This is a genomic window from Pseudomonas sp. R1-1 (assembly GCF_051132135.1).
GTDB lineage: Bacteria > Pseudomonadota > Gammaproteobacteria > Pseudomonadales > Pseudomonadaceae > Aquipseudomonas.
In genome coordinates, this window is record NZ_CP071663.1 from 3140209 (window position 1) to 3159802 (window position 19594).

The 19594-nt window shown below is 49.8% G+C and carries 17 protein-coding genes and 1 pseudogene; 7 read left to right on the top strand and 11 right to left on the bottom strand.

Going from position 1 to position 19594, the window contains the following annotated elements; translation table 11 throughout:
• Positions 1-174: 174 nt before the first annotated feature.
• From J3P75_RS14175 to J3P75_RS14185, 3 genes are all read right to left on the bottom strand, one after another.
• Positions 175-1368 (bottom strand): PAS domain-containing sensor histidine kinase, encoded by a 1194-nt coding sequence (locus J3P75_RS14175; protein WP_024013815.1) that lies wholly within the window; start codon positions 1366-1368, stop codon positions 175-177.
• Entirely contained in the window at positions 1358-2176 is an 819-nt protein-coding gene (locus tag J3P75_RS14180) for an alpha/beta fold hydrolase (RefSeq protein WP_024013816.1), read from the bottom strand. Before J3P75_RS14180 ends, J3P75_RS14175 begins: the two co-directional genes overlap by 11 nt.
• Positions 2177-2779: 603 nt before the next feature.
• Positions 2780-3490 (bottom strand): SOS response-associated peptidase family protein, encoded by a 711-nt coding sequence (locus tag J3P75_RS14185; RefSeq protein ID WP_434707117.1) that lies wholly within the window; start codon positions 3488-3490, stop codon positions 2780-2782.
• Between the two features lie 98 nt (positions 3491-3588).
• On the opposite strand from J3P75_RS14185, the gene J3P75_RS14190 reads away from it, so the two are divergent.
• The 5 genes and pseudogenes from J3P75_RS14190 to J3P75_RS14210 all read left to right on the top strand — a co-directional run bounded on the left by J3P75_RS14190 (position 3589) and on the right by J3P75_RS14210 (position 7858).
• Complete coding sequence (locus J3P75_RS14190; protein WP_434707118.1) at positions 3589-4020, top strand: LexA family protein; 432 nt, start codon at positions 3589-3591, stop codon at positions 4018-4020.
• A pseudogene (locus tag J3P75_RS14195) lies at positions 4007-4727 on the top strand (Y-family DNA polymerase); the annotation flags it as partial. The gene J3P75_RS14190 and the pseudogene J3P75_RS14195, both read left to right, overlap by 14 nt.
• A 295-nt stretch (positions 4728-5022) precedes the next feature.
• Positions 5023-5949, top strand: coding sequence for a DMT family transporter (locus tag J3P75_RS14200; protein ID WP_434707119.1), 927 nt, complete (start codon positions 5023-5025; stop codon positions 5947-5949).
• A 335-nt stretch (positions 5950-6284) separates the two neighbouring features.
• Positions 6285-6572, top strand: coding sequence for a hypothetical protein (locus tag J3P75_RS14205; protein ID WP_434707120.1), 288 nt, complete (start codon positions 6285-6287; stop codon positions 6570-6572).
• A gap of 23 nt (positions 6573-6595) precedes the next feature.
• Positions 6596-7858: a YcaO-like family protein gene (locus J3P75_RS14210; RefSeq protein ID WP_434707121.1), complete on the top strand. Its 1263-nt coding sequence runs from the start codon at positions 6596-6598 to the stop codon at positions 7856-7858.
• Between the two features lie 223 nt (positions 7859-8081).
• On the opposite strand, the gene J3P75_RS14215 is transcribed toward J3P75_RS14210, so the two are convergent.
• The gene (locus J3P75_RS14215; protein ID WP_434707122.1) at positions 8082-9095 is read right to left on the bottom strand and encodes a hypothetical protein; all 1014 of its coding nucleotides are present in this window, start codon (positions 9093-9095) and stop codon (positions 8082-8084) included.
• 176 nt (positions 9096-9271) lie between these two features.
• Between J3P75_RS14215 and J3P75_RS14220 the strand changes: the two genes are divergently transcribed.
• The gene (locus tag J3P75_RS14220; protein WP_434707123.1) at positions 9272-10189 is read left to right on the top strand and encodes a hypothetical protein; all 918 of its coding nucleotides are present in this window, start codon (positions 9272-9274) and stop codon (positions 10187-10189) included.
• A 797-nt stretch (positions 10190-10986) separates the two neighbouring features.
• Here J3P75_RS14220 and J3P75_RS14225 read toward each other — a convergent pair.
• The 6 genes from J3P75_RS14225 to J3P75_RS14250 all read right to left on the bottom strand — a co-directional run bounded on the left by J3P75_RS14225 (position 10987) and on the right by J3P75_RS14250 (position 16422).
• Positions 10987-11925 (bottom strand): DUF2971 domain-containing protein, encoded by a 939-nt coding sequence (locus J3P75_RS14225; RefSeq protein WP_434707124.1) that lies wholly within the window; start codon positions 11923-11925, stop codon positions 10987-10989.
• 287 nt (positions 11926-12212) lie between these two features.
• Entirely contained in the window at positions 12213-12875 is a 663-nt protein-coding gene (locus J3P75_RS14230) for a hypothetical protein (protein WP_434707125.1), read from the bottom strand.
• Positions 12875-13750 (bottom strand): nucleotidyltransferase domain-containing protein, encoded by an 876-nt coding sequence (locus tag J3P75_RS14235; protein ID WP_434707126.1) that lies wholly within the window; start codon positions 13748-13750, stop codon positions 12875-12877. The genes J3P75_RS14230 and J3P75_RS14235 overlap by 1 nt, the downstream gene beginning before the upstream one ends.
• Before the next feature lie 405 nt (positions 13751-14155).
• A complete protein-coding gene (locus J3P75_RS14240; RefSeq protein WP_434707127.1) occupies positions 14156-15010 on the bottom strand; it encodes an exonuclease domain-containing protein in 855 nt (284 codons plus the stop codon).
• 226 nt (positions 15011-15236) lie between these two features.
• Entirely contained in the window at positions 15237-15455 is a 219-nt protein-coding gene (locus J3P75_RS14245; RefSeq protein WP_434707128.1) for a hypothetical protein, read from the bottom strand.
• Positions 15456-15549: 94 nt separating this feature from the next.
• A complete protein-coding gene (locus J3P75_RS14250) occupies positions 15550-16422 on the bottom strand; it encodes a DNA-binding protein (protein WP_434674460.1) in 873 nt (290 codons plus the stop codon).
• A 78-nt stretch (positions 16423-16500) separates the two neighbouring features.
• Between J3P75_RS14250 and J3P75_RS14255 the strand changes: the two genes are divergently transcribed.
• Positions 16501-17622 (top strand): tyrosine-type recombinase/integrase, encoded by a 1122-nt coding sequence (locus J3P75_RS14255; protein ID WP_434707129.1) that lies wholly within the window; start codon positions 16501-16503, stop codon positions 17620-17622.
• Positions 17623-17701: 79 nt separating this feature from the next.
• Here J3P75_RS14255 and J3P75_RS14260 read toward each other — a convergent pair whose 3' ends face one another.
• A complete protein-coding gene (locus tag J3P75_RS14260) occupies positions 17702-18187 on the bottom strand; it encodes a hypothetical protein (protein ID WP_434707130.1) in 486 nt (161 codons plus the stop codon).
• Positions 18188-19594 lie beyond the last annotated feature (1407 nt).

The window sequence follows — 19594 nt, forward strand, 5'->3', positions numbered from 1 at the left end:
CAGCGGCCTCAGCGCGCCCCGTGGACGCATGCATAACATGTCAGCAGCACGGACGCGCTGGACGCCAACACCGACGTGCGACGAAACCTTTCGTGGCTCATAGGTAAGTGCTGGCAGTGCTAGCCGCGTTTCATTTGCGGTGATCAACATTCAGCTAATGCACAAGCATTCGCCCTATCCCTTCCCGTCAGAAAAAGACGATATCTCGGGAAAATTAATCGTAAACGTTGTGCCCTCGTCGGCAGTCGAGTGCACAGCGATATCGCCACCATGGGCCAAAGCGATTTCCCGGACTATGAAGAGGCCAAGCCCCACGCTACGGTTCTGACTATCCTGGTCTGAACCACGGGTCATCGGTTCGAAAAGCTTGGATCGAGCGGACTCAGGAATCGCCGCGCCGAAGTTGTGAACCGAAATGCTTGCACGGTTAATATCAAGGCTGGAGATGACAGTAATCGGTTTTTTCTGGTCGCCGTACGCCGCACTGTTGGCGACTAGGTTGCCGATGATCTGTTGTATACGGTCAGCGTCGAGTTCGACATTTCCCCGCCCAACCGTTTGATGCCGAAGATCGACATCTGGAAAGGCAACTCGTAGCTCTGCGACGCTTTTAGCCACTACCGAATGTAGGTCAATGGCTGAACGCGAGACGGATATACCTCGTCCGACTCTAGCTAAAGCAAAATCCAAAAGGTCAGTGATCATTCGATGCGCCCGATCCGTGGAATTGCTGATGTGGTTCAGCATGAGCTTTTCCTTCCCGTCAGGCATTTTCCGACCGAGAATCTCTGCCGCCATTTTGATTGCCGTCAATGGGTTCTTCAGGTCATGGCTGACGATCGCAACCATTTGCTCCGCGAATAACGCGCGACGCTGAGCTTTTTCATAAGCTTTGTTTAGCTTCGTCTGCGCCTGCGACAACGCTGCATCAGCGGCCACTTTATTCGCGAGAAGCTTTTCAGCGAGTTGCTTGGCTTTCAATAGCTCACGTTCGTAGTGATCCCGGTCGGTGGTACAGAACAACGCCAGTTGATAAACAACACCGGACTCATGCTGCTGACGAACGCCATTGAGTAGCATAGAAATTAAGGTCTTATCGCGGTGAACCACATCCAACTTTACCTCGGCCACCGAGCCCTGCATCTGTATCAGTGGCGCCCAATGTGTTTGGTGGAAAATTCGTCCGCCCATCGTAAGCAGATCTTGAAAGCGCCGGCGCTCCAGGTCGGTTTTCTCCCAACCGATCCAGGTACAGAAAGTTTTATTGGCGCTCAGGATGCTGCCGTCTTCCCGAGTAACGACCAAGCCGCAAGGCGCGTTGTCGAAAAGCGACTGCGAATCGGGAATTAGGGACGGTTCACCGGCCATCGCCGCCTTCCGTCCAGGGCGAAAGGAAGCTGTCCATCGCTTCAGAGCACGCACTGGGCACACTCATGTGCGGACAATGACCAACATTGGAAACTAGACAGAGGGTGCTATTGGGCAGGATCTGATGCAGGTACTCACCTACGGCGACTGGGGCGATGATGTCATCCGTGGATTGCAATATCAGCGTCGGAGTTTCTAAACCGACTACGTCATCCCGGTTATCCGACATGAACGTCACTCGGGCAAATTGCTTCGCGATCTCCGGATCAGTACGGCAAAAGCTGTTCGTCAGCTTCTCACCAAGAGCCGGTTGACCGGGAGCCCCCATGATGACGGGGGCCATGGTGCTAGACCAGCCGAGATAATTGCTATCGAGGGTATCGAGCAATGAGTGGATGTCCTCGAGCTTGAATCCGCCGACGTAATCCCCGGAGTCGACATAGCAAGGTGAAGGGCCAATCATCACGTGAGCAGCGATGCGGTCGCTGTGAGCCCTATCGGCCAATACGCCGATCATGGCACTGACGGAGTGACCGACCACTATGACTGGGCCACTGGCGAACTCATTGATGACTTCAGCCAGATCTTGCGCATAACCGTCTAACGAACCGTACTTTTCCGAATCATAAGCCGTGAGATCAGACTGTCCCGCGCCGACAAGATCATAAAGAACGACCCTAAATCGATTCGTAAAATGGTCGACGAGGTAACACCACATGGTTTGGTCGCAGCCGAACCCGTGGGAAAAAACGAGAGTTGCCGGGCCATCACCGAGCACGTTCACGTTGTTGCGATGTTGGACGGACATGCATGACGCTCCGGATGGCCCAAAAGAATTTCAGGCGCAGCACGGAGTGTAGCTAGCTAAGCATTGCAGGTCACGAATAGGATCGGTTCCACAAGAATCCCTCTTGAGACCCCGCGCTTTAGCCTTGTCATGAGTCGATATACACACGAAGGTTGATGCAAGCGAACCAGCTTTGCTTTTGGTTCACGCGTAGGGAGCATGTACGAGGCTACAGGTAGTCTTTTGCAGACCATCCTGGCATCGAGGTAGTGGGTGCAACCGCCCCGCTCCTAGCTCGGCACTGGTCGTCGATGTCCTCCATAAAAGCTCGCCATTGATATCTGTCGATCACCCCGATAATCAACAGCGCTTCGCAATAGCCGAGGAGATAAGCATGGCGTTTGTCAAAATCGCTTCGGCTTGAAGCCCTTCGCAAGCCAGCGAGACTTTGTCTGAAATGTGTGATCGCCGCGTCGGTAGTCATAGGCACGGGAGCGCCTCCTGTTCTTTGCAAGTCCAGCGCTGCACATAGGCGTTGCACTCTATAAATACCATTAACAGCTTTGAACTTTCGCGATACGTTCGTTCATTGGACAACTAACTTGCGATCATGTCACGGGCTAATCAGTCGTCGACGTCTGACGCTAGTGAAAGCGGCTGAATCAAATGTGAGCCCTGATTACGAACGTTCCCCACCTCCTTGCCAACCTTGTACCAATGAAAATCTGTAGCGGGCCTGCATTGCTCCATCGCTAGTTCACGAGCTCGCTCAGGTGAGGTATCCGGGTCAATCCATTCACGCGCATGCTCCGGCGATAAGACTAAGGGCTTGCGATCGTGGATATCGACCATGCCTTCATCACTCGCAGCAGTGATGATGACAAAGCCGTCGCGATCATTCGGCTCCATACCCTCATGCACCTCGGCCAACCCCGCGAAGAACATCGGAATTTGCTCTTTCAGCGTAATGAAATACGGCTGTTTTTTCTTCGGATCTTCTTCGTCCTTTACCCATTCGAACCAGCCGTTCGCCGGCGCGAGTACGCGTCCGTTTGGCCAGAGCTGATTGAAGAACTTGCCGGTGATGACGGTCTCGACTCTGGCGTTTATCGGGTCGGGACGCTTTCCCTTGGCCCAGAAAGGCGCCCATCCCCATTTGACCTTATCAATGCTCAGGCCCTCTTCCCCCGGCCGGATGATTTCGACCCGCGTCGACGGCGCGACGTTGTATCGCTCAATGGGCCAAAGGTCATAGCCATTGATAACTAGCTGCTTTGGCGCAAGCACCTTGAGGTAGTGATCCATCGATTCGTAGATCGAGTAGCGTCCGCACATGCTGTCACCCGTCGAAATGTCGTGCCTATGAGATTGACCGCAAGCGAACCAAATCGTTAACTGTATGCATGTACAGTTAACCTCCTAAGGCTTGCATCATGAGCATCACCCTCCTCGGCCCACTCGCTACTGGCGGTCAGCAGCTGCCCCTTTATTCATCCAAGGTACCGGCGGGCTTCCCTTCCCCTGCGGCTGACCACATCGAAAAGCACATTTCCCTGGATGAGCTGTTCGATATCAGGGCGCCGCACGTGTATCTGGTGAGGATTGATGGGGATAGCATGCAGGGCGCGGGCATCTATTCCGGGGATATGGTGATCGTCGATCGGAGCATCGAAGCGGTCAGTGGCGATATCGTTATCGCCGCGTTGAATTCGGAACCATTCTGCAAGCGTCTGCTTCTGCGCGAGAACGCCGTGATTCTCCTATCGGAAAACCCGAAATATCCGGCTAGACATGTCATGGAAGGCGATGAGCTTGTGATCTGGGGCGTGGTGAAATACAGCGTGCGCGATCATGACAACACGTGAGCCTGTCTTCGCCCTGATCGACTGCAACTCGTTTTACGCGAGCTGCGAGCGAGTCTTTAGACCGGACCTCGCCAAGATACCTATTGTGGTGCTGTCCAACAACGACGGCTGTCGTGATCGCGCGTAGCTACGACGCCAAGCCTTTCGTGAAGATGGGCCAGCCGTACTTCCAGATCAAAGACCATCTACGCCGGCATGGAGTGGTGGCATTCAGCAGCAATTACGCTCTGTACGGTGACATGAGCGAGCGCGTCATGACGATCATCGAATCGATGGTGCCGGCACTTGAGGTCTACAGCATTGATGAAGCATTTGCTGATTTGACTGGCATGCCTGGAGATCTGTCCGCGTTCGGCAGGCACATGCGCTCCACCCTTCTCAAGCGCACAGGCATTCCAGCCGGGGTGGGCATTGCCGGCACCAAGACGCTGGCGAAGCTCGCAAACCATACCGCCAAAAGGCTGCTGGATATCACCGGAGGTGTGGTCGATCTCTGCGATCAGTTCAAACGGGACTGGACGCTGCGCAACACCAATGTCGGCGAAGTCTGGGGCATTGGCAAGCGCATGAAGGCTCACCTGGGAACGATGTGCATCAAGACTGCCATGGACTTAGCGAAAGCCAATCCATGGATGCTTCGCCAGAAATTCAGCGTGGTGATCGAGAAGACTGCTCGCGAACTGGCCGGTACCCCATGCTTGGAACTGGCGGCCGAACTGATGAGTAGAAGTTACACGACGAAGATAGATCAGCTGTGAACGGTGAGAGCAAAGTAGCGCCGAACAGATGGGCCTCTACCGCCGCAGAAACGGGCAGCCTTGAACGGCTGCTTACGGCCAAAACCAGCCGTTCGCATTTGGTCGTTAAGGCCCAGAGCTTGTGGGGACGATAGTCACAAGGGCCAGCACTGAACATTGCCGTCTGACGTGTTGGTTATTTGCCCTAGGAATGCGCCACCGTCTGTTAGGATCTCAGTTCACTGACGGAACAGGAGTGCGGTTCGTGAGCAAGGACAGTGCAAGCGCCGACAGCGTTCCCAAGGGCATATGGCTAATAAGCGCTGCTGTCTTTCTCCTTTCTCTGGCCGATGCAGCGGTCAAATATTTCAGCGCCAGACTTCCACTCTGGCAGTTGTTCCTCATCGTCTCCTGCCTGTCGGTGCCCACCCTTGGAGTCTGGCTTGCCAGGGGCATCAGATCGGGTCGACACTCAGCCGCCTCGATGTTTTGGGTAACAATCAGGAGCATTCTGCTCTTGTTAATGTGGGTAACGTACTACTCAGCATTACCGTTGATCCCATTATCAGTGGCTGCCGTGGCGATCTACACAACTCCCCTTTTCATAGCGATTTTCTCCACCTTTTACGGAGGTGAACCGTTATCACGGCGGGGTTGGGTAGCGATAGGAATAGGCTTCACGGGTGTCGCCACGGTGTTACGCCCGGGATCAGACATTTTCGTCCTTGCAGCCCTGCTACCTGTAATTGCGGCTGTTTTCTATGCGATCGCGATGGTTGTGACACGCCGACATTGTCGCAATGATCATCCACTTGTATTGGCTCTGGGCTTGAATATCGCTTTTCTATTCGCCGCCGTCATCGGAGGCATCGCATCGCTAATGGTCAGTGAGTCCAGCGTCGCTGGTGCTACATTTCTACTCTCGCCTTGGCAGACGCCTGATTGGCAGGAGATGCTTTTTATCTTCTGTTACGCCTGCGCCCTGATTTTCATAAATACGGCTACCGCCAAGGCCTACCAGGTTGCGCCTCCAGCACTTATCGGGACTTTCGATTATGCCTACTTGGTTTTCGCCTGCCTTTGGGGTTATGTACTGTTCCAGGAAACGCCGGACATTTTTACATGGGCTGGAGTTTTTTTGATTGTCATTGCCGGTTTCCTGATTCTGCGTGCCCAAAAATGTAATCAATAAGCGGTTCTTGGCCCAGAGACGTCGTTCGTGAGCGGCAGCTTTCGGCCAATAGCGGTCAGTGGCCATTTCAAAATAGGGGTTTGGAGCACGCACGTTGTCCTGATTGCTTTATCTCTGCGCTCAGCTAAGATCAATTCCAGCCGAAAACCATACGTAAAAGGAATTGTCGTCATGGTGCATAACTTCTTATACCCCACCTTCGTCGTAAGCACAGCGCTCTATATTGGCGGCACAGACTCGCCCCGGAATCTTATCCACCAAAACGCAAAGAGTTATCACACCATTCGGTGTCTATTTATTAGTTAGGCACATCAAGGTCTATGCACTTAAGAATAATGAATTTTGAAACCGCCTCGAAGCAACTAAAGGAAACCGCCACCCACAAAAAGTCCGATCAAAAAATTCCATTACTGAACCAATTACTTACTGGGGTAAATAAAATGACAGGAAATAAACAGATAGTTAACCCAAAAAGACGCGCCGATGCTGCTTGGGAAGGCCGTATCAATAATGACAGTCTTACTCCTTTTGAAAAAGAGCTTCTTGAAATGATTGATAGCCTAGAGGCAGAGGCCGAAGAGCTTAGAGAATTAGCCAATAATAAAATTGAAGCCGATAAATAAAAAATGCCCCGTGGAGAATGTCAGTGAACAGCATTCCTATTGAACGAAGTGTCGATGTAATTTATGCCCGAACCAAGCTAGAAGCTGCACTGACTAGTTATGGAGTAAATTGGGAAGTTCAAGTCACGGGGCAATATGTCAAAACAGCAAAGTGCATGCTCTATGATAAATCGGGAAATTATTTGGATTTTGGGTATGGGAAAGGTGACCTAGAGTCATCTACAACTGGTGCAATGTTTGAGGCGGCTGAACACTGGTTTTGCCAATTTTCAAATTGCAACAAAGGTAATGTTAGTTACCGCGACACACAATCATTTATAAAAGAATCTCATATTTCTGGTTGTTTTCCTATTTCAATCATTGCAGATTCCCCAAAAGGCATAATGCCTTTTCGAGAATACAAGCAAATGGGAAAAAATACTACGATACTTTACCCTCTGGCACTTTCGACCCCAAGATACATTGATGAGAAATATGAGTATCGTAGTAGTGCTTCGCAAGATAATTTTAATTATTCTAAGATTGAGCGGTACTGTACAAACAGTGGTGTCGCGATAGGGAGCAATGAATTAGAGGCTACTATTCATGGTATTTTGGAAGCAGTGGAAAGGGATTCTTTTTCAACCTTCCTCGTAGATGCATTTCTAAACAGAAACAAAAAATCGCTACGTCTCATTGATCTAAGCTCACTTCCAAATGAGTTGGTGTCGTTGGTTGAAGATGTTGAGCGAGAAGTCGATCACAAGATATTAATATTTGAACTGGCAAATAAGTATGGCATTCCTGTATTTTGCTCAGCATTGCATAAAAGTAATTTCCCCATAGAAATTACTGGCTACGGATGCTCCTTGTCGAGAGAACACGCTGCATCCAGAAGCCTACATGAACTCGTTCAATGCTATCACGCGACAACATGGTTTCATCCTGAAGACACGGAGGGAAAAGATAACTCCATACTCTTAAAATTCGAGAATCATAGTTTTCATCTAAGATGTGCAAAGCTAAAGCTTGCAGAGTGGTGCGAGGAAATTGGATTTTCAGAAATTAATTTTTTCAGTACGGCAAACATAAAGCACTCCGTCGACTTGAAGCAATATTTGCTTGATCTTACAAATGCAATTGAACGGACTGGTTGCCATGCATACAGCTCTGTTGTAAATGAGCTAGTAGGCGGGCAAGTTATTACACATAGCTTCATTGAGGGGCAAGATCATTTTTTCTGTGTTACTGAAGGTTGCTTTGTGCTCCCTAATCAGATAAAGATAAATTCAGAAATATATGTGTAACTGCTATTACTGGGAGTAGTTTCAGTAGAACTGTTTGGGGTCAGAGTAAAGTTAAATACCTAACCTAACCTAACCTAACGTTCGAGCGGGACTGCCGCGAAGCAGCCCGCGTCAGCCCCTCAACTTAACGTTAGTGACCGTCAGCTATGGGGCCAGAAGCGGACACATGCTCGCGGCACCCTAAGCCTTCCACGTTCTCACTTCACGACATTCCTGACGGGATCTAGTGCTTCTCTTGGCCAATCTCAGTTTCGGGTTCATGTGGGTGAAAATAGTAGATTCCCTTAGCTTGAAGCTCGCTGCCGACATAACTTGGAATAGCTAAGCCCTTCAAAATGAAATCAGGAGCTTCACCTTCTACAGTGTGGCTATGCAGCTCATTATTATGATGCCGTATCGTTTTCGAAAACTCTATGAAAGTCTCCTCAGGCTTAAGCGATTTTGGATTTTCACACAAAATACAGAATGCTTCACTTAGTCGCCAATGCCCGCTCAACTTATCCTTTGATTTCGGGTTTTTATGGCGATGATACAGATTGGTCAATAGCACGAGATCTACTCTGTCGTAGGCAGATGTATCTGAGTAAGATTCGAGTGTGAACAACCCTTGGGCTCCATACAAATATGAGTACCACTTCTGCATATCCATAGCATCATCGCACCCCACAACGAGGATATTCAGCTCACTTTTAGGAGTCCCGGGAGCAAATTTTTCATATGCAGAGATAAGAAAGCTTTTAAGGTTATTATCCATGTGCCTTTGGCGGGACAGAGTATGACCGCAGCTGGAGAACATGTCCTCTAGGTCTGCTACGATACTATCATAATCGCCCAGACGACCTAGCGAGCCAATTTTGAAACCATCACTATCATCAATCGCGTGTTTTTTAGAAAAGTCGGCGCACTTCACCTCTATATTGTATTTGAACTCCCCAGCTCGGATCGAACAGTCTACATCCTTGGGCGGATTCACCTTTTCCTCATACACGAATCCACTTGGGAAAAACCTAGCAAAGTGCGCACATACAGTCACCTCTACTGCCGCTTGTATGTAAGCCTGCTCACTAACATTATCGAACTTCAAACCAAGCTTGTTGAAACAGAGACTTTCTCTCTCTGCAACACTTAGGTAGGGAGCCAGATCATTGATAGCTTCCACCAGCCCGCGCGCATATTTTTTCGTAGATACAAATTTATTGCTCAGGTCGAACAGCAAAATCGTTTCTTTAGAACTCATAACCGCCCTCGCCCTATGACCATAGAGTTGATTTAATATAGCTTAACTAATTTTGCTCGTCGTGCCAGCCTGCGGGTAACGATAGTCAGAGTCGCTGCCGAAAAAGCAGGTAGCTTGTTTTAGCCGACTAGTTATGCCCATATAGACAGCACTCGAAAAACAATGCGAATCATCCGATGATCACAGACATTCCGACCAGTGACGAATTCTCCTCAGCAGCTTACGCCCAGTTCGACTTTGCCTGGGATATCGTCATTTCATTCTTGACCACGCTGGACGAGGCAGGCCAATACGCAGAGGTCGACAACGATGACAAGGCCCAATTCTGGGAAGCCGCCCGCCAAAGAATCCTGACCTCACTCATAATTGCGCAACAAGGCATTGAACTCGCCATCAAAGGCAAGCTCGTTAACGTCAGTCCTTTTCTGCTGATTGCAGGATCCCCGTCGGACTGGCCCAAGGACAAGACAGGTACAGGGATTGCGTACTCAGAATTTCGGACCATTGACGCGCAGGACCTCATCAAGGTCTACAACACCGTACATGACAAACCGTTCGACCAAAAATTTGCAGATCTATTCGAGCAGGTGCGCAGGCTTAGAAATCAAGCTATGCACTCCGTCAATGCTGGCCTCAAAATATCGGCCAAAGAAGTCATCATGATTATTCTCGAAGCGCATGAGCATCTTTTTCCCGATCAAAGCTGGGTCTTGGCCCGCAAAGAGTTCTTGTTCAACGCGCCTGCGGCGCAGGTGTACTTCGGCAACGACTTCATTGACGGCATGTTGGTTCGCGAGTTTTGCACCGTGTTCGACCTATTAACGAAAACCGAGGGGGAACGCTTCTTCAACGTCACTGCGGGAGTTCGAAAGTACATTTGCCCGGAGTGCAAACGCCACGCAGAAGAGATTGATGGCCCTATACCTCGCTACGCCGTGCTGGACCCGAACAAACCTACTTCTACCATCATCAGGTGCTTCGTCTGTAACGAAGGGCATCTAGTGAGTCGAACCCCATGCATTCACCCTGGATGCCGGGGCAACGTCATAAGCGAAGAATACGATAGGTGCTGCACCTGCGGTGAGAGTCAGTAGTATCCCGGGCTGATGTGATGATCGCACCGGCCCGGCTTGTTACGTTCAGATCAAGCGCACCGCACGTCAAGCCGACTGCATCCTGGCCCAGCTTCTTCCCATACTCAATGCACATTCTTCACACCTCATCCACGCGGACGCCACTTTAGTGTGCGACTAGACTCCAACATTAGGGTTCCCATGAACGATCTATCCATTTACCTCGACAGCATGCATTCCAGCGTGCAAATCGACTTACGGAACGACCGGTGGCATCGCCACAGTGGAATTCCGAATAAACCTGGCTGGTACTACATAAGTACGAACGCTCCTATTAGTCTATTACAAAAGCAATCTCTCTGGAGCGCTACTTATCTAAGAGCAAGGGGGGGCGAAGTCGCAAAGGTCAGGAACTATGATCTTCAGCAGAGGGCCAACCGCTATTCGGATAGCTTTTCTCATTATTTCAATACCAAAGGTGTCTATTCTGGCCTAGCGTCTAAGTTACAAGCTCGCGCCAAAGAACACACTTTTGCAGATCCTGGAACTGGTGGTCTCGCACTGTCTAAGTACCCAGAACTTCATGATTACGAGTGGGTCTTCCACTTCGTCACACTCAGCAGGTTCAAAACTAATTACCAATGCAAGGAAGTTCTTCTTCGCCTTGGGGAGCAAGTTTGGCGATCAAAGTATGGCTGGCCGGTGCTTTGCGCAGAGTAAAACCAAGGCGCTCTGCTGGTAGAACATTGGTGTTCGTTTTGGTGGTCAAAGTAGCTGCATCTCAACGACAGCCAAAAGCGGACGCTACGGACGCCTATTTAATTAGAGGATGATTCCAGCCTTTCAAAAGTTATTTCAAATCTGTCCTGGCTTTCAATACTTCTGTGGAAGCTTATTGAGTTGCCAAAAAGAGGGTTTTCTTCAATCTTCTCCCGCGCCTTAAGAATATCTCTCCCGCTCACACGGCATCCGAAATAGATACCTTTAACTGAATTTTTTCTCAAGCGCTTAAAAAGCATTACATTTGATATATTTTTTCTTCCTTGCGCAAACGCTAGTAGCCAAGGAAGGGAGTCGCGCTTTTCGACACAAGAGGCCTCGACTTTATAAGTTTTGCCGTGGAGATGAGTTATACGAAAATCCGCACCTTGACTATTTGCCCAGCTTGCAAAATTAACATCCACGATAGCGACATCAGCCTCCATCAGCCTGAGGAGATATCTGTATTCCTTTTCGTAGATCCAGTCATTACCCTTTATCATGGCGAAGTGAGTGTAAAAGTTGTGCTCAAAATACTCATATATTGTGCTATCAGGCATCTGGTAGCCAGGGCGCACATTGCTATATCTGACCCTTGTTGGCTTTGTCTTGGATACACCACATGTTTCTGTAAAATTGTGATGATAATCAAATGTTGAAGAGTCGCATAAGATGGATACAACCAATCCTCTGTGCTCATTAGCGTAATGCGACCACATTAGTAGATTGTATGGATCCTCTGTGAGCGAAATTATTCCAAACTGATCAAGCCCAGTTTTAAGATCTCTTTCATATGCAGCCCGTATACTTACGGACTTCGGATCAGTATCTTTAAACTCATCTCGCTCATCAAAGAAAAATTTAAGTTTTTTCTCTACTCCTGCTTGAGTCGGCTTTGAGTCAAAAGGGTCATTAAGACCAGAAGGAGGTGTTAACCTGAGCAAGGGGTCGTCGAAAAATGAGTCTCTAAGAGGCATATACTTATATAAAATTCTCATTCAAACCTCTTTCAGAGCCTTCAGCACTCATCAGATAAAATAATTACAAATATACTAGATGCTATGACGCATTAAAACGCGGAAGGATGCCGCATAATATCCCCTTCGCGCGCCGTGAACTATTATTAATCATAGGTTTCCTCGTGAAAAAAATACATAACTCAAAATAGCACAGGCCAAAAGGTAGTAGTTGAGAGTTTTCAGCGGAGGCTACCGATTCGCAATTAGAGTACGGGCGTCTGCCGTCAGCCGATAGAACCATGTGCAGTCTTGGGGCGAGAGCGCTGTTAGCGTCTATTTTCATTTTCTGTTACAGGGTGCTCATTCAAGTCTTCTGGAAGCTCATCTAGAATATCTTTTGAGTGAAACTGAAGAACTATTTCACCTTTAGTTAACCTTTCCGTCCAATATCTGCCAACTAGTTTTTGCTTTGGCTTCTCAATGATCTGGAACACGGCTGCTCCGTCATGGGGAATACTTCGCTCATTCAAACTTAGTCTGGGTTTGCTAGTAAATATATAAGATACGCTTTTAATCTGACGATCAGGGTCAATAAGAAACCCCTCAGAATACGAAGAGCTTTCCATCTCACCCGTACGCATCATGCAGCTAATGTGGAAGAACGACTGATTTACAGTTAACATTACCGGTATAGGAGCTGGCTTTTCGCCCGTCTCCGGGTTTTTCCAATCTGAATATATATAGCCCACCCAGCTTCCGCTTAAGTTTGGAAAAGGAACAAGCCAACCCCTAAATATTTTAAGCCTCCAGCCCCACTTAATAAACACTGCTATTACCAAAAGATCAATGCTAACCACTTTTGGAATGAGTCCAAAAAAATCTAGCACCTTTGAAAGATCTAGCCCGCCAAAATAGGCGATCGAAAACCAAGCATCTGCTGAAGTTCCGACCAAAAGGTATACTGAGCTTTTAAGTGTTGCATTGCGCATTATTTGAATCCAAAGTAGTTCCAAGCCACCTTTGAGAACTCGCGCCCATCTTCACGAGTCCATTTTTGTCCTGAGTGAAATAAGTAAAAGCATTCATTCACTTCCACCCAACGCCCAGAGTCCAGTTCGTCACCTTGAAGACTAACCCAGATATGATAAAGCATTGCTCTGAGACATTCGGTCCATGTCGAATGAGAAAATACGGTGTCTGGACAGTTGTAGGCTAGGCATTCCATAAAGAAAGATGGTAGTTCGCGAAATGTTTCATCTTTTGCCATTGCGTTTTCTATGCGCTTTAAAAGTCTCGCCCCTTTTTTATAGGCGCTGCCCGTTCGCTTATTTTTAGCTATCCCGTTTTCCATTTGCTGATTTGGATAATTAACTATGCTAGTGCCATCCGTCTTGAATATCTTAGTTCCGTATCTCGCCCCATCGCTCATGTGATATTGATAGCTAAAGCATGGTACGACATCAGCATCTACTCGCGCCGAGTTAGAATTTATCTGTATTGCGGTAGATCCCGAGGAGTCTACTTGGCCGGGAAATTTTGCCTTCATAGCAGAAAGTATCTCAGCTCTCAGCTTCGATGGGGTCCAAACCCCCTCATATGGTTTTCCGGGCGTATAACTCCCCTTTTCAGATTCCTCCCAATAAAGAACATCAGTACATTCCACAGCGATATCGACATCACTATCTGCACGCACGTTAGTGTTGTTTGCGTAAGATCCTTTCGCATAAATCTTCAACGAGCAATTATTGAATGGTTCGTGTGATTCTATCGCTTGGCGAATCATTCGCTCCGTTCTGTCCTGTTTGTCCTGTTCGGTGCTACTCGAGGGACCAGTCCATCCAGACAATTTATCTTCCAAATTCATTGCTTTTCCTTTGAAAAGACTAGCTATATAAGCGACACATTTTTCGCCGCATGTGTCGCATAACGTTCATTGTCGATACGTAATCCCTTGAACCAATTGAGTCCCAGCGTAAGGACGCGACATGGGTATAAGAGAAAACCGATAGGACCTACACGCAGAAACGAAGTCATCTGCAAGAATCCTAGGCACAGGGTTCCGGATCGTCAAACGGACGGGGGATTTTTTGAGTTCCATCAATGGATTGACGTCGTTTCGCGAGGGCATTCCAAAGCCCGCTTTGGTTCAATTGCAATCCGTAACGAGGGTCCGCTTCTGGCCGATTTCTGCCTTTCATGAAAGACAAGGCTCAAACAAGGAGAGCTGTTACTGCTATCTAACCCAGCAGTTGCGACACACCCACCAAATTTAAATCGGCTGTAGCAAGGCTTGAAAATCTCTTTCGCCCAAGATTCGAATTTTTTGCCCTTTTGCAATGAGCTCTTCAGCTTTTCTATGCTTAGAACTCCGCTCCATGCCTGCCAATCTGCTTATATCTTGGTCCCCCACAACGAGCGGAGTGGTGTGTTTGGTCACGCCTACGCCTACATCGCATCCAGCGGCTGCTGCTAGATCTGCGGCATGCTGCCGAGGAATGGAGAGAGCGCCGGTAAACACAACAACATTTCCCGTGAGTACGCCCTCAAGGCTCGCGACACGCGCTACAGAAGATATTGAATCAGGGCTCAATGGCTGATTAACCAAAGAGCACCACTCAGTAATCGTTGAGCCGGTGTCAGCAATTACGCGGAGCAATATCTCCCCCGCTGCTCGAGCATCCTCAACAGCGTCGTGATGTTGAAAGGCAATCCCGAAATGGGATGCTAGGTTCTTGAGGCCGTAACCAGACTGGGAAAACTGACTCCAAGCCCTACGTGCAACACGAGAGGTGTCGAGCCAGGAACAATCAAAAATCGGAAGGCCAGCACTCTGATTAGCTCGGAAGGTGGCTGTTCGATCGAAGGGAGTATGGCTAACAACAATTTTTCCGGCGACGATTGGTAAAACTCGCTGGTAGACCTCAGCCCAGTATGGCGCTGCCGAAATCGTATTTTCTTCGATCCCATGAACAGCTATGTTCATGGGATGAAAATAATCATTTGGATTGACCAGTGAGCCCCATGATTCATGGAGCTTTCCGCCCCGAAAAACTGCGACACCTATCTGACAAATGCTCGCCAGGTTAGGGTTTGACGTCTCCACATCAATGACTGTGAAATCCATTTATCCTCCGAAAATGTTTTACGGACTTATCGATTCAGAACCCCTAGCGTCTATTAGCAGGTTTAAAAGTTACGCTACAACACAGCTGACGTTACCCATTTGCCATTACAACGTCCAGCGTGTGCTATTGGCCGGAAGGCGCTGCTCTCAAAGGTCCGCTTTTGGCCGAAAGCGGCCGCCTGAGAATAGCCACTTTCTAGCCGATTAATGACAGTCTCAACGATTACTAGCACCCCCGTAATTTCATGATTGCCTCTGTTATCGCTTTTGCGTTTGCATCCAGTGCCCCCAAAGCAGCGACGGCGTTATCCGCAACAATGTCTGCGCCATCCCCTGAAATCCAATGAGTGATCTCTTCGATAGCCGCACCGAGCGCATGCTGGTTGTGCAGCAGCAGCGTCAGCGCATCGGCAGTGGCGACATTCCAATCCGAGTTATTTGGCATTTGTATCGTCCTTGACTGATAGGTCCGGAAGCTAATTCGTGTTTACCAGAACAGATTAGCCCAAGCATATTCACTGGCATTAACGGAAGTGCTTTTAGTTATTTGTAATTGATATCGGATTTTTTCGGGCTCTTGGCTTACGCTTGGTCTCGGGAATCTGACGAATCTGAATCAACTGCTGTTCCAAGGTTTCAGCACGGGCTAGCTGCGCCGCGGCATGCTGCTGTGCTTGGCTCAGTTCGCTCTGGGCCAACTCCAGCTTTCGTTGCAGGTCGTCATACTTTCGGCTGGCGGCCTTTAACTGGTTTACTGCGGCTTTCCCCTCCTCCCGGGCGCGATCGATCTCGCGATGGGCGCGATCCTCAACCCCACGCAGATAACTGTCCTGAGCTGTTCGCTCCTGTTCATGCTTCTGTCGTAACGCCTGGAGATGTTGCTGAAGTGCCTGGTTTTGCTGTTGGGTATCATGCCGCTCGCGCGACAACACGTCACGCTGCTGCTGCAGCTCCTCGATCTGCGTCTGCCGCTGTACCAGCAGCAGATCCAGGTCAGCCAACCGCGATTCGACCGCCTGACGCTCGGTCACGGCCTCTGTGACCTGTTGGCGTCCCTTTGCTAGATCCTGTCGCACTTGATCCTCGACCGTCGCCAGTCGTTCACGCTCGGCCTCCAATACTTCGCGCTGCTGAGCCAAAGCTTGTTCGGCCACACCTTGCGCTAAGTGAATCGCCTGTTGCCACACGGCAACAAAGGCTTGTGACACTTCACCGGGTAATGTCGGCAGTCGCGTTTCGCCATTCAGACGTTCGGCCAAACGCGCCCACCAAATATCCAGTAGCCCGCCGACTCGCGCCGGGCTACCTCGACCCAGTTCCAGGCGTACACGTTCGACCGTCGGCCGCTCACCGCGGGCCAACACTGCGTCCGCGGCGGCAAAAACGTCGTTTTCCGGTACCCCTACTGCCATGGCTCACCTCGGCGTATATTAGGTCTGATAATTGAATGTTATCCGACCTTAATTTCTATATAGTGGAATTATCATACGTTGAACGTATTGAATATTACAGATCAATTGACCTTGGTCGACGAAACGCCGTTGGACCTGCAATCCTTGGCGCTCCACGCTCAGGAAGCAGCGGCGGCGTTTATTGCCGCCGGCACCGCGGCAAATACTGTACGCAGTTACCGCAGCGCCCTCGCATACTGGTCGGCTTGGTTGCAGCTGCGTTTTGGCCAGGCGTTGGGCGATGCGCCCCTTCCCCCAACTGTAGCCGTGCAGTTTGTCCTCGATCACCTAGCACGGCCGTTGGCAGGTGGCGGCTGGGCGCACCTATTGCCGCCCGGCATCGACGCCGCCTTGGTCACCGCCCGGGTCAAGAGCAAGCTGGGACCGCTGGCGTTCAATACCGTCAGTCACCGCTTGGCGGTACTCGGTAAATGGCACCGAATCAATGAGTGGGACAGCCCGACCGAAGCGCCGGCTTTAAAAACACTGCTGCGCGAAGCACGCAAGGCACAATCGCGCCAGGGCGTGAACGTGCGTAAGAAAACCGCGATCGTGCTCGAGCCATTGCAGGCGCTGCTCGCCACCTGTGACGACGGCGTGCGCGGGGTTCGTGATCGCGCGCTGCTCCTGCTGACCTGGAGCGGCGGCGGTCGTCGGCGCTCGGAAGTGGTTGGACTGCAAGTGGACGATGTTCGCCGACTGGATGCCGACACTTGGATGTATGCCTTGGGCACCACCAAGACCGTTACCGGTGGCGTACGCCGTGAGAAGCCGCTGCGCGGGCCGGCGGCAATCGCATTGGCCGCTTGGTTGGCGGCGGCACCCGCAAGCAGTGGACCGCTATTCCGTCGCCTGCACAAAGGCAACAAGGTGGGCGCTACAGCGCTGTCGGCCGATCAGGTCGCGCGCATCGTCCAGCGCCGAGCCAAAATGGCCGGACTGGAGGGGGACTGGGCTGCGCATAGCTTGCGTTCTGGCTTTGTAACCGAAGCCGGACGGCAGGGAGTGCCGCTCGGCGAGGTGATGGCCATGACTGAGCACCGTAGCGTCGGCTCGGTAATGGGCTATTTTCAGGCAGGCTCGTTGTTGGGCAGCCGAGCCACTGAGTTGATACCTGCTGTCGCCCCGACAGAAGAGATTGAGATAACTGGGAAAAATTAACGCTTTCCACTATAACGGAAAACAAGTCAGCTCCTTCCTCGTCCTGCCCCACATTTCTGGCCATAGCTGAGTTGAGTCGTTATGCATCAACCGCAGAGGAAAAACGGGCATTACGGGCATCCTTAAGTGAATCCCACGCACCGATGCCATCGCAGAAAAGTTTGATCTTTTCGTCGGAGGGGCGAAGGAGTTGTACGCCAGGCATCCCTTGTTTGAATATCTCCGCGAAATCTTGTTGCTCTGCCCGCCCATTTCCGGGCTGCCAGTATGCAAGGTAGAAAGTATAGGAGCGTAGATGAATCGCCCTAAGCGTCTTTTGCCCAATTCCATGGGCTCGAAATATCACATGCCCTAATCTATGTATTGACGGGTCAATCACGACCTTCGTTTGCGGGTCGCCATCCTTGCTAGTCTCGCTTTCAGAAATTACTTGAGGATGTACGAGGCGGACGAAAAGTTGTATTGAGCGGCCCATTCGAAGGTCAGCGCCTAAAATATACGGAAGAACGCATTTAAGGGCGCCGCGGTCAGGTGAATTGTGTATCCGTGCGGAATTGTAACTCATTTTCAGTAGCCACCTTTTGAGAAGGTGGTAGTCGTATTCGAATACGACCTCTGCGTAGCGCTCCACGATCCTGGTGAAAGTAGAGTCGAAAAGCCTGCACATATAATCGTCGAGCGTGGAAAGCGTGACATTGTTGCAATACGCGCATACATCACGTATTTGTGGTTCGTTTGAAATTTCGCGCTGTAGCCTGCTTAGCCAGAAAATGTTTTTTGTCTGCTGGTTGACAGCATGGAGCCGCCTGTGCAGAGAGGTTGGCCATAAATGCTCCTTCGTTAAGGGGCCTGGTTGACGGCAGTATTCGCAGTTTGGCATCGAAGTAGAGCCTGAAAGAAATAAGGCGGAATTTAGCAAACAAAATTACTGATTGAACAGGCCGATCACTAAAATATCGGTTCGGTAGCCTAAAGGTAGAATATCTGAACGCGTCCACACTAAACGACAAGCGTTTTTAACTTAGAGTGAGGGTCAGCGTGGTCTCGTTGCGGAGTGCATATGATCATCAGAGCTCCCCCCAATCCATCGCGAGCTATTAAAAGTTTCTCAGAGGGGATCCGACAGCTAAAACGGAATTTGTACGAGGCTTTCCTCAAGACGGTCAAGCCGCGCCGGCTTGGGAAATAGACCGTTTCAGATCTACAGATTACAAAAAAGTTGGCCCCCTCAGAAACGTAGTACTCTAAGCGCGCTAAGATTGTAAAAAATACCAGTACCGCCTCACGATAGGTCCAGCAAGATACAAAAGAGGGCGCGGAACTGCCTAAGGACGCCAACAACGAAAAGTCTTGACAAATACTTCCAGGGGACGGCCAAACATTATAGCGAGCCTTCATGCAAAGAAGAATATAAGCCGTCGCTACAGAGCACATTGGTCTTATAACTAACTTTCCATCAGGATAGTCTGCTATCTTACACATATCGCGACAACAATCGGCGTGTTTCCCCAAGTACCGTTCTTTTACGCGAATCAATATTTCAATTTGCGAGTGCAATCTCAGATGGTCTCCCAAAGCAAATCTTGAAGCGGGCATATATAAACGACAATGCAGGTAGGTCCTGAAGCTTCCAACACAAGTGATCGGAGGCGAGATGTATTGACGACCCGAGAGTTTTTCCGGACTATGCATATTGAAGAAACGTTCACACGGCCCTGAAAGCTCAGCACGCCCCAACTCTGACTGATAATAAAGTTCGCTATAGCCAGGCTCACGGGCATGGAAACTGTAAATTTCTTGATACCATCGAGCTTGGGCTCTTCCGAAATGCTCTAACGCAATCGCAAGTCCAGGTGCGCGACGCTTTTTTATTTCATCGCGAAGTCCCATATCTTGAAATCCGCAGGTGCTGCAGATCCCAATTGTATTAGGTATGGTTTGACAAGTGGTAAATCCTTTCAGGAAACGCTGT

Bases quoted from the DNA above. Each gene is read 5' to 3' on its own strand.
- J3P75_RS14240 (WP_434707127.1), bottom strand. From the start codon at position 15,010: ATGGATTTCACAGTCATTGATGTGGAGACGTCAAACCCTAACCTGGCG.
- J3P75_RS14260 (WP_434707130.1), bottom strand. From the start codon at position 18,187: ATGAGTTACAATTCCGCACGGATACACAATTCACCTGACCGCGGCGCC.
- J3P75_RS14185 (WP_434707117.1), bottom strand. From the start codon at position 3,490: ATGTGCGGACGCTACTCGATCTACGAATCGATGGATCACTACCTCAAG.
- J3P75_RS14190 (WP_434707118.1), top strand. From the start codon at position 3,589: ATGAGCATCACCCTCCTCGGCCCACTCGCTACTGGCGGTCAGCAGCTG.
- J3P75_RS14180 (WP_024013816.1), bottom strand. From the start codon at position 2,176: ATGTCCGTCCAACATCGCAACAACGTGAACGTGCTCGGTGATGGCCCG.
- J3P75_RS14175 (WP_024013815.1), bottom strand. From the start codon at position 1,368: ATGGCCGGTGAACCGTCCCTAATTCCCGATTCGCAGTCGCTTTTCGAC.
- J3P75_RS14215 (WP_434707122.1), bottom strand. From the start codon at position 9,095: ATGAGTTCTAAAGAAACGATTTTGCTGTTCGACCTGAGCAATAAATTT.
- J3P75_RS14245 (WP_434707128.1), bottom strand. From the start codon at position 15,455: ATGCCAAATAACTCGGATTGGAATGTCGCCACTGCCGATGCGCTGACG.
- J3P75_RS14235 (WP_434707126.1), bottom strand. From the start codon at position 13,750: ATGAATTTGGAAGATAAATTGTCTGGATGGACTGGTCCCTCGAGTAGC.
- J3P75_RS14205 (WP_434707120.1), top strand. From the start codon at position 6,285: ATGAATTTTGAAACCGCCTCGAAGCAACTAAAGGAAACCGCCACCCAC.
- J3P75_RS14250 (WP_434674460.1), bottom strand. From the start codon at position 16,422: ATGGCAGTAGGGGTACCGGAAAACGACGTTTTTGCCGCCGCGGACGCA.
- J3P75_RS14230 (WP_434707125.1), bottom strand. From the start codon at position 12,875: ATGCGCAATGCAACACTTAAAAGCTCAGTATACCTTTTGGTCGGAACT.
- J3P75_RS14225 (WP_434707124.1), bottom strand. From the start codon at position 11,925: ATGAGAATTTTATATAAGTATATGCCTCTTAGAGACTCATTTTTCGAC.
- J3P75_RS14220 (WP_434707123.1), top strand. From the start codon at position 9,272: ATGATCACAGACATTCCGACCAGTGACGAATTCTCCTCAGCAGCTTAC.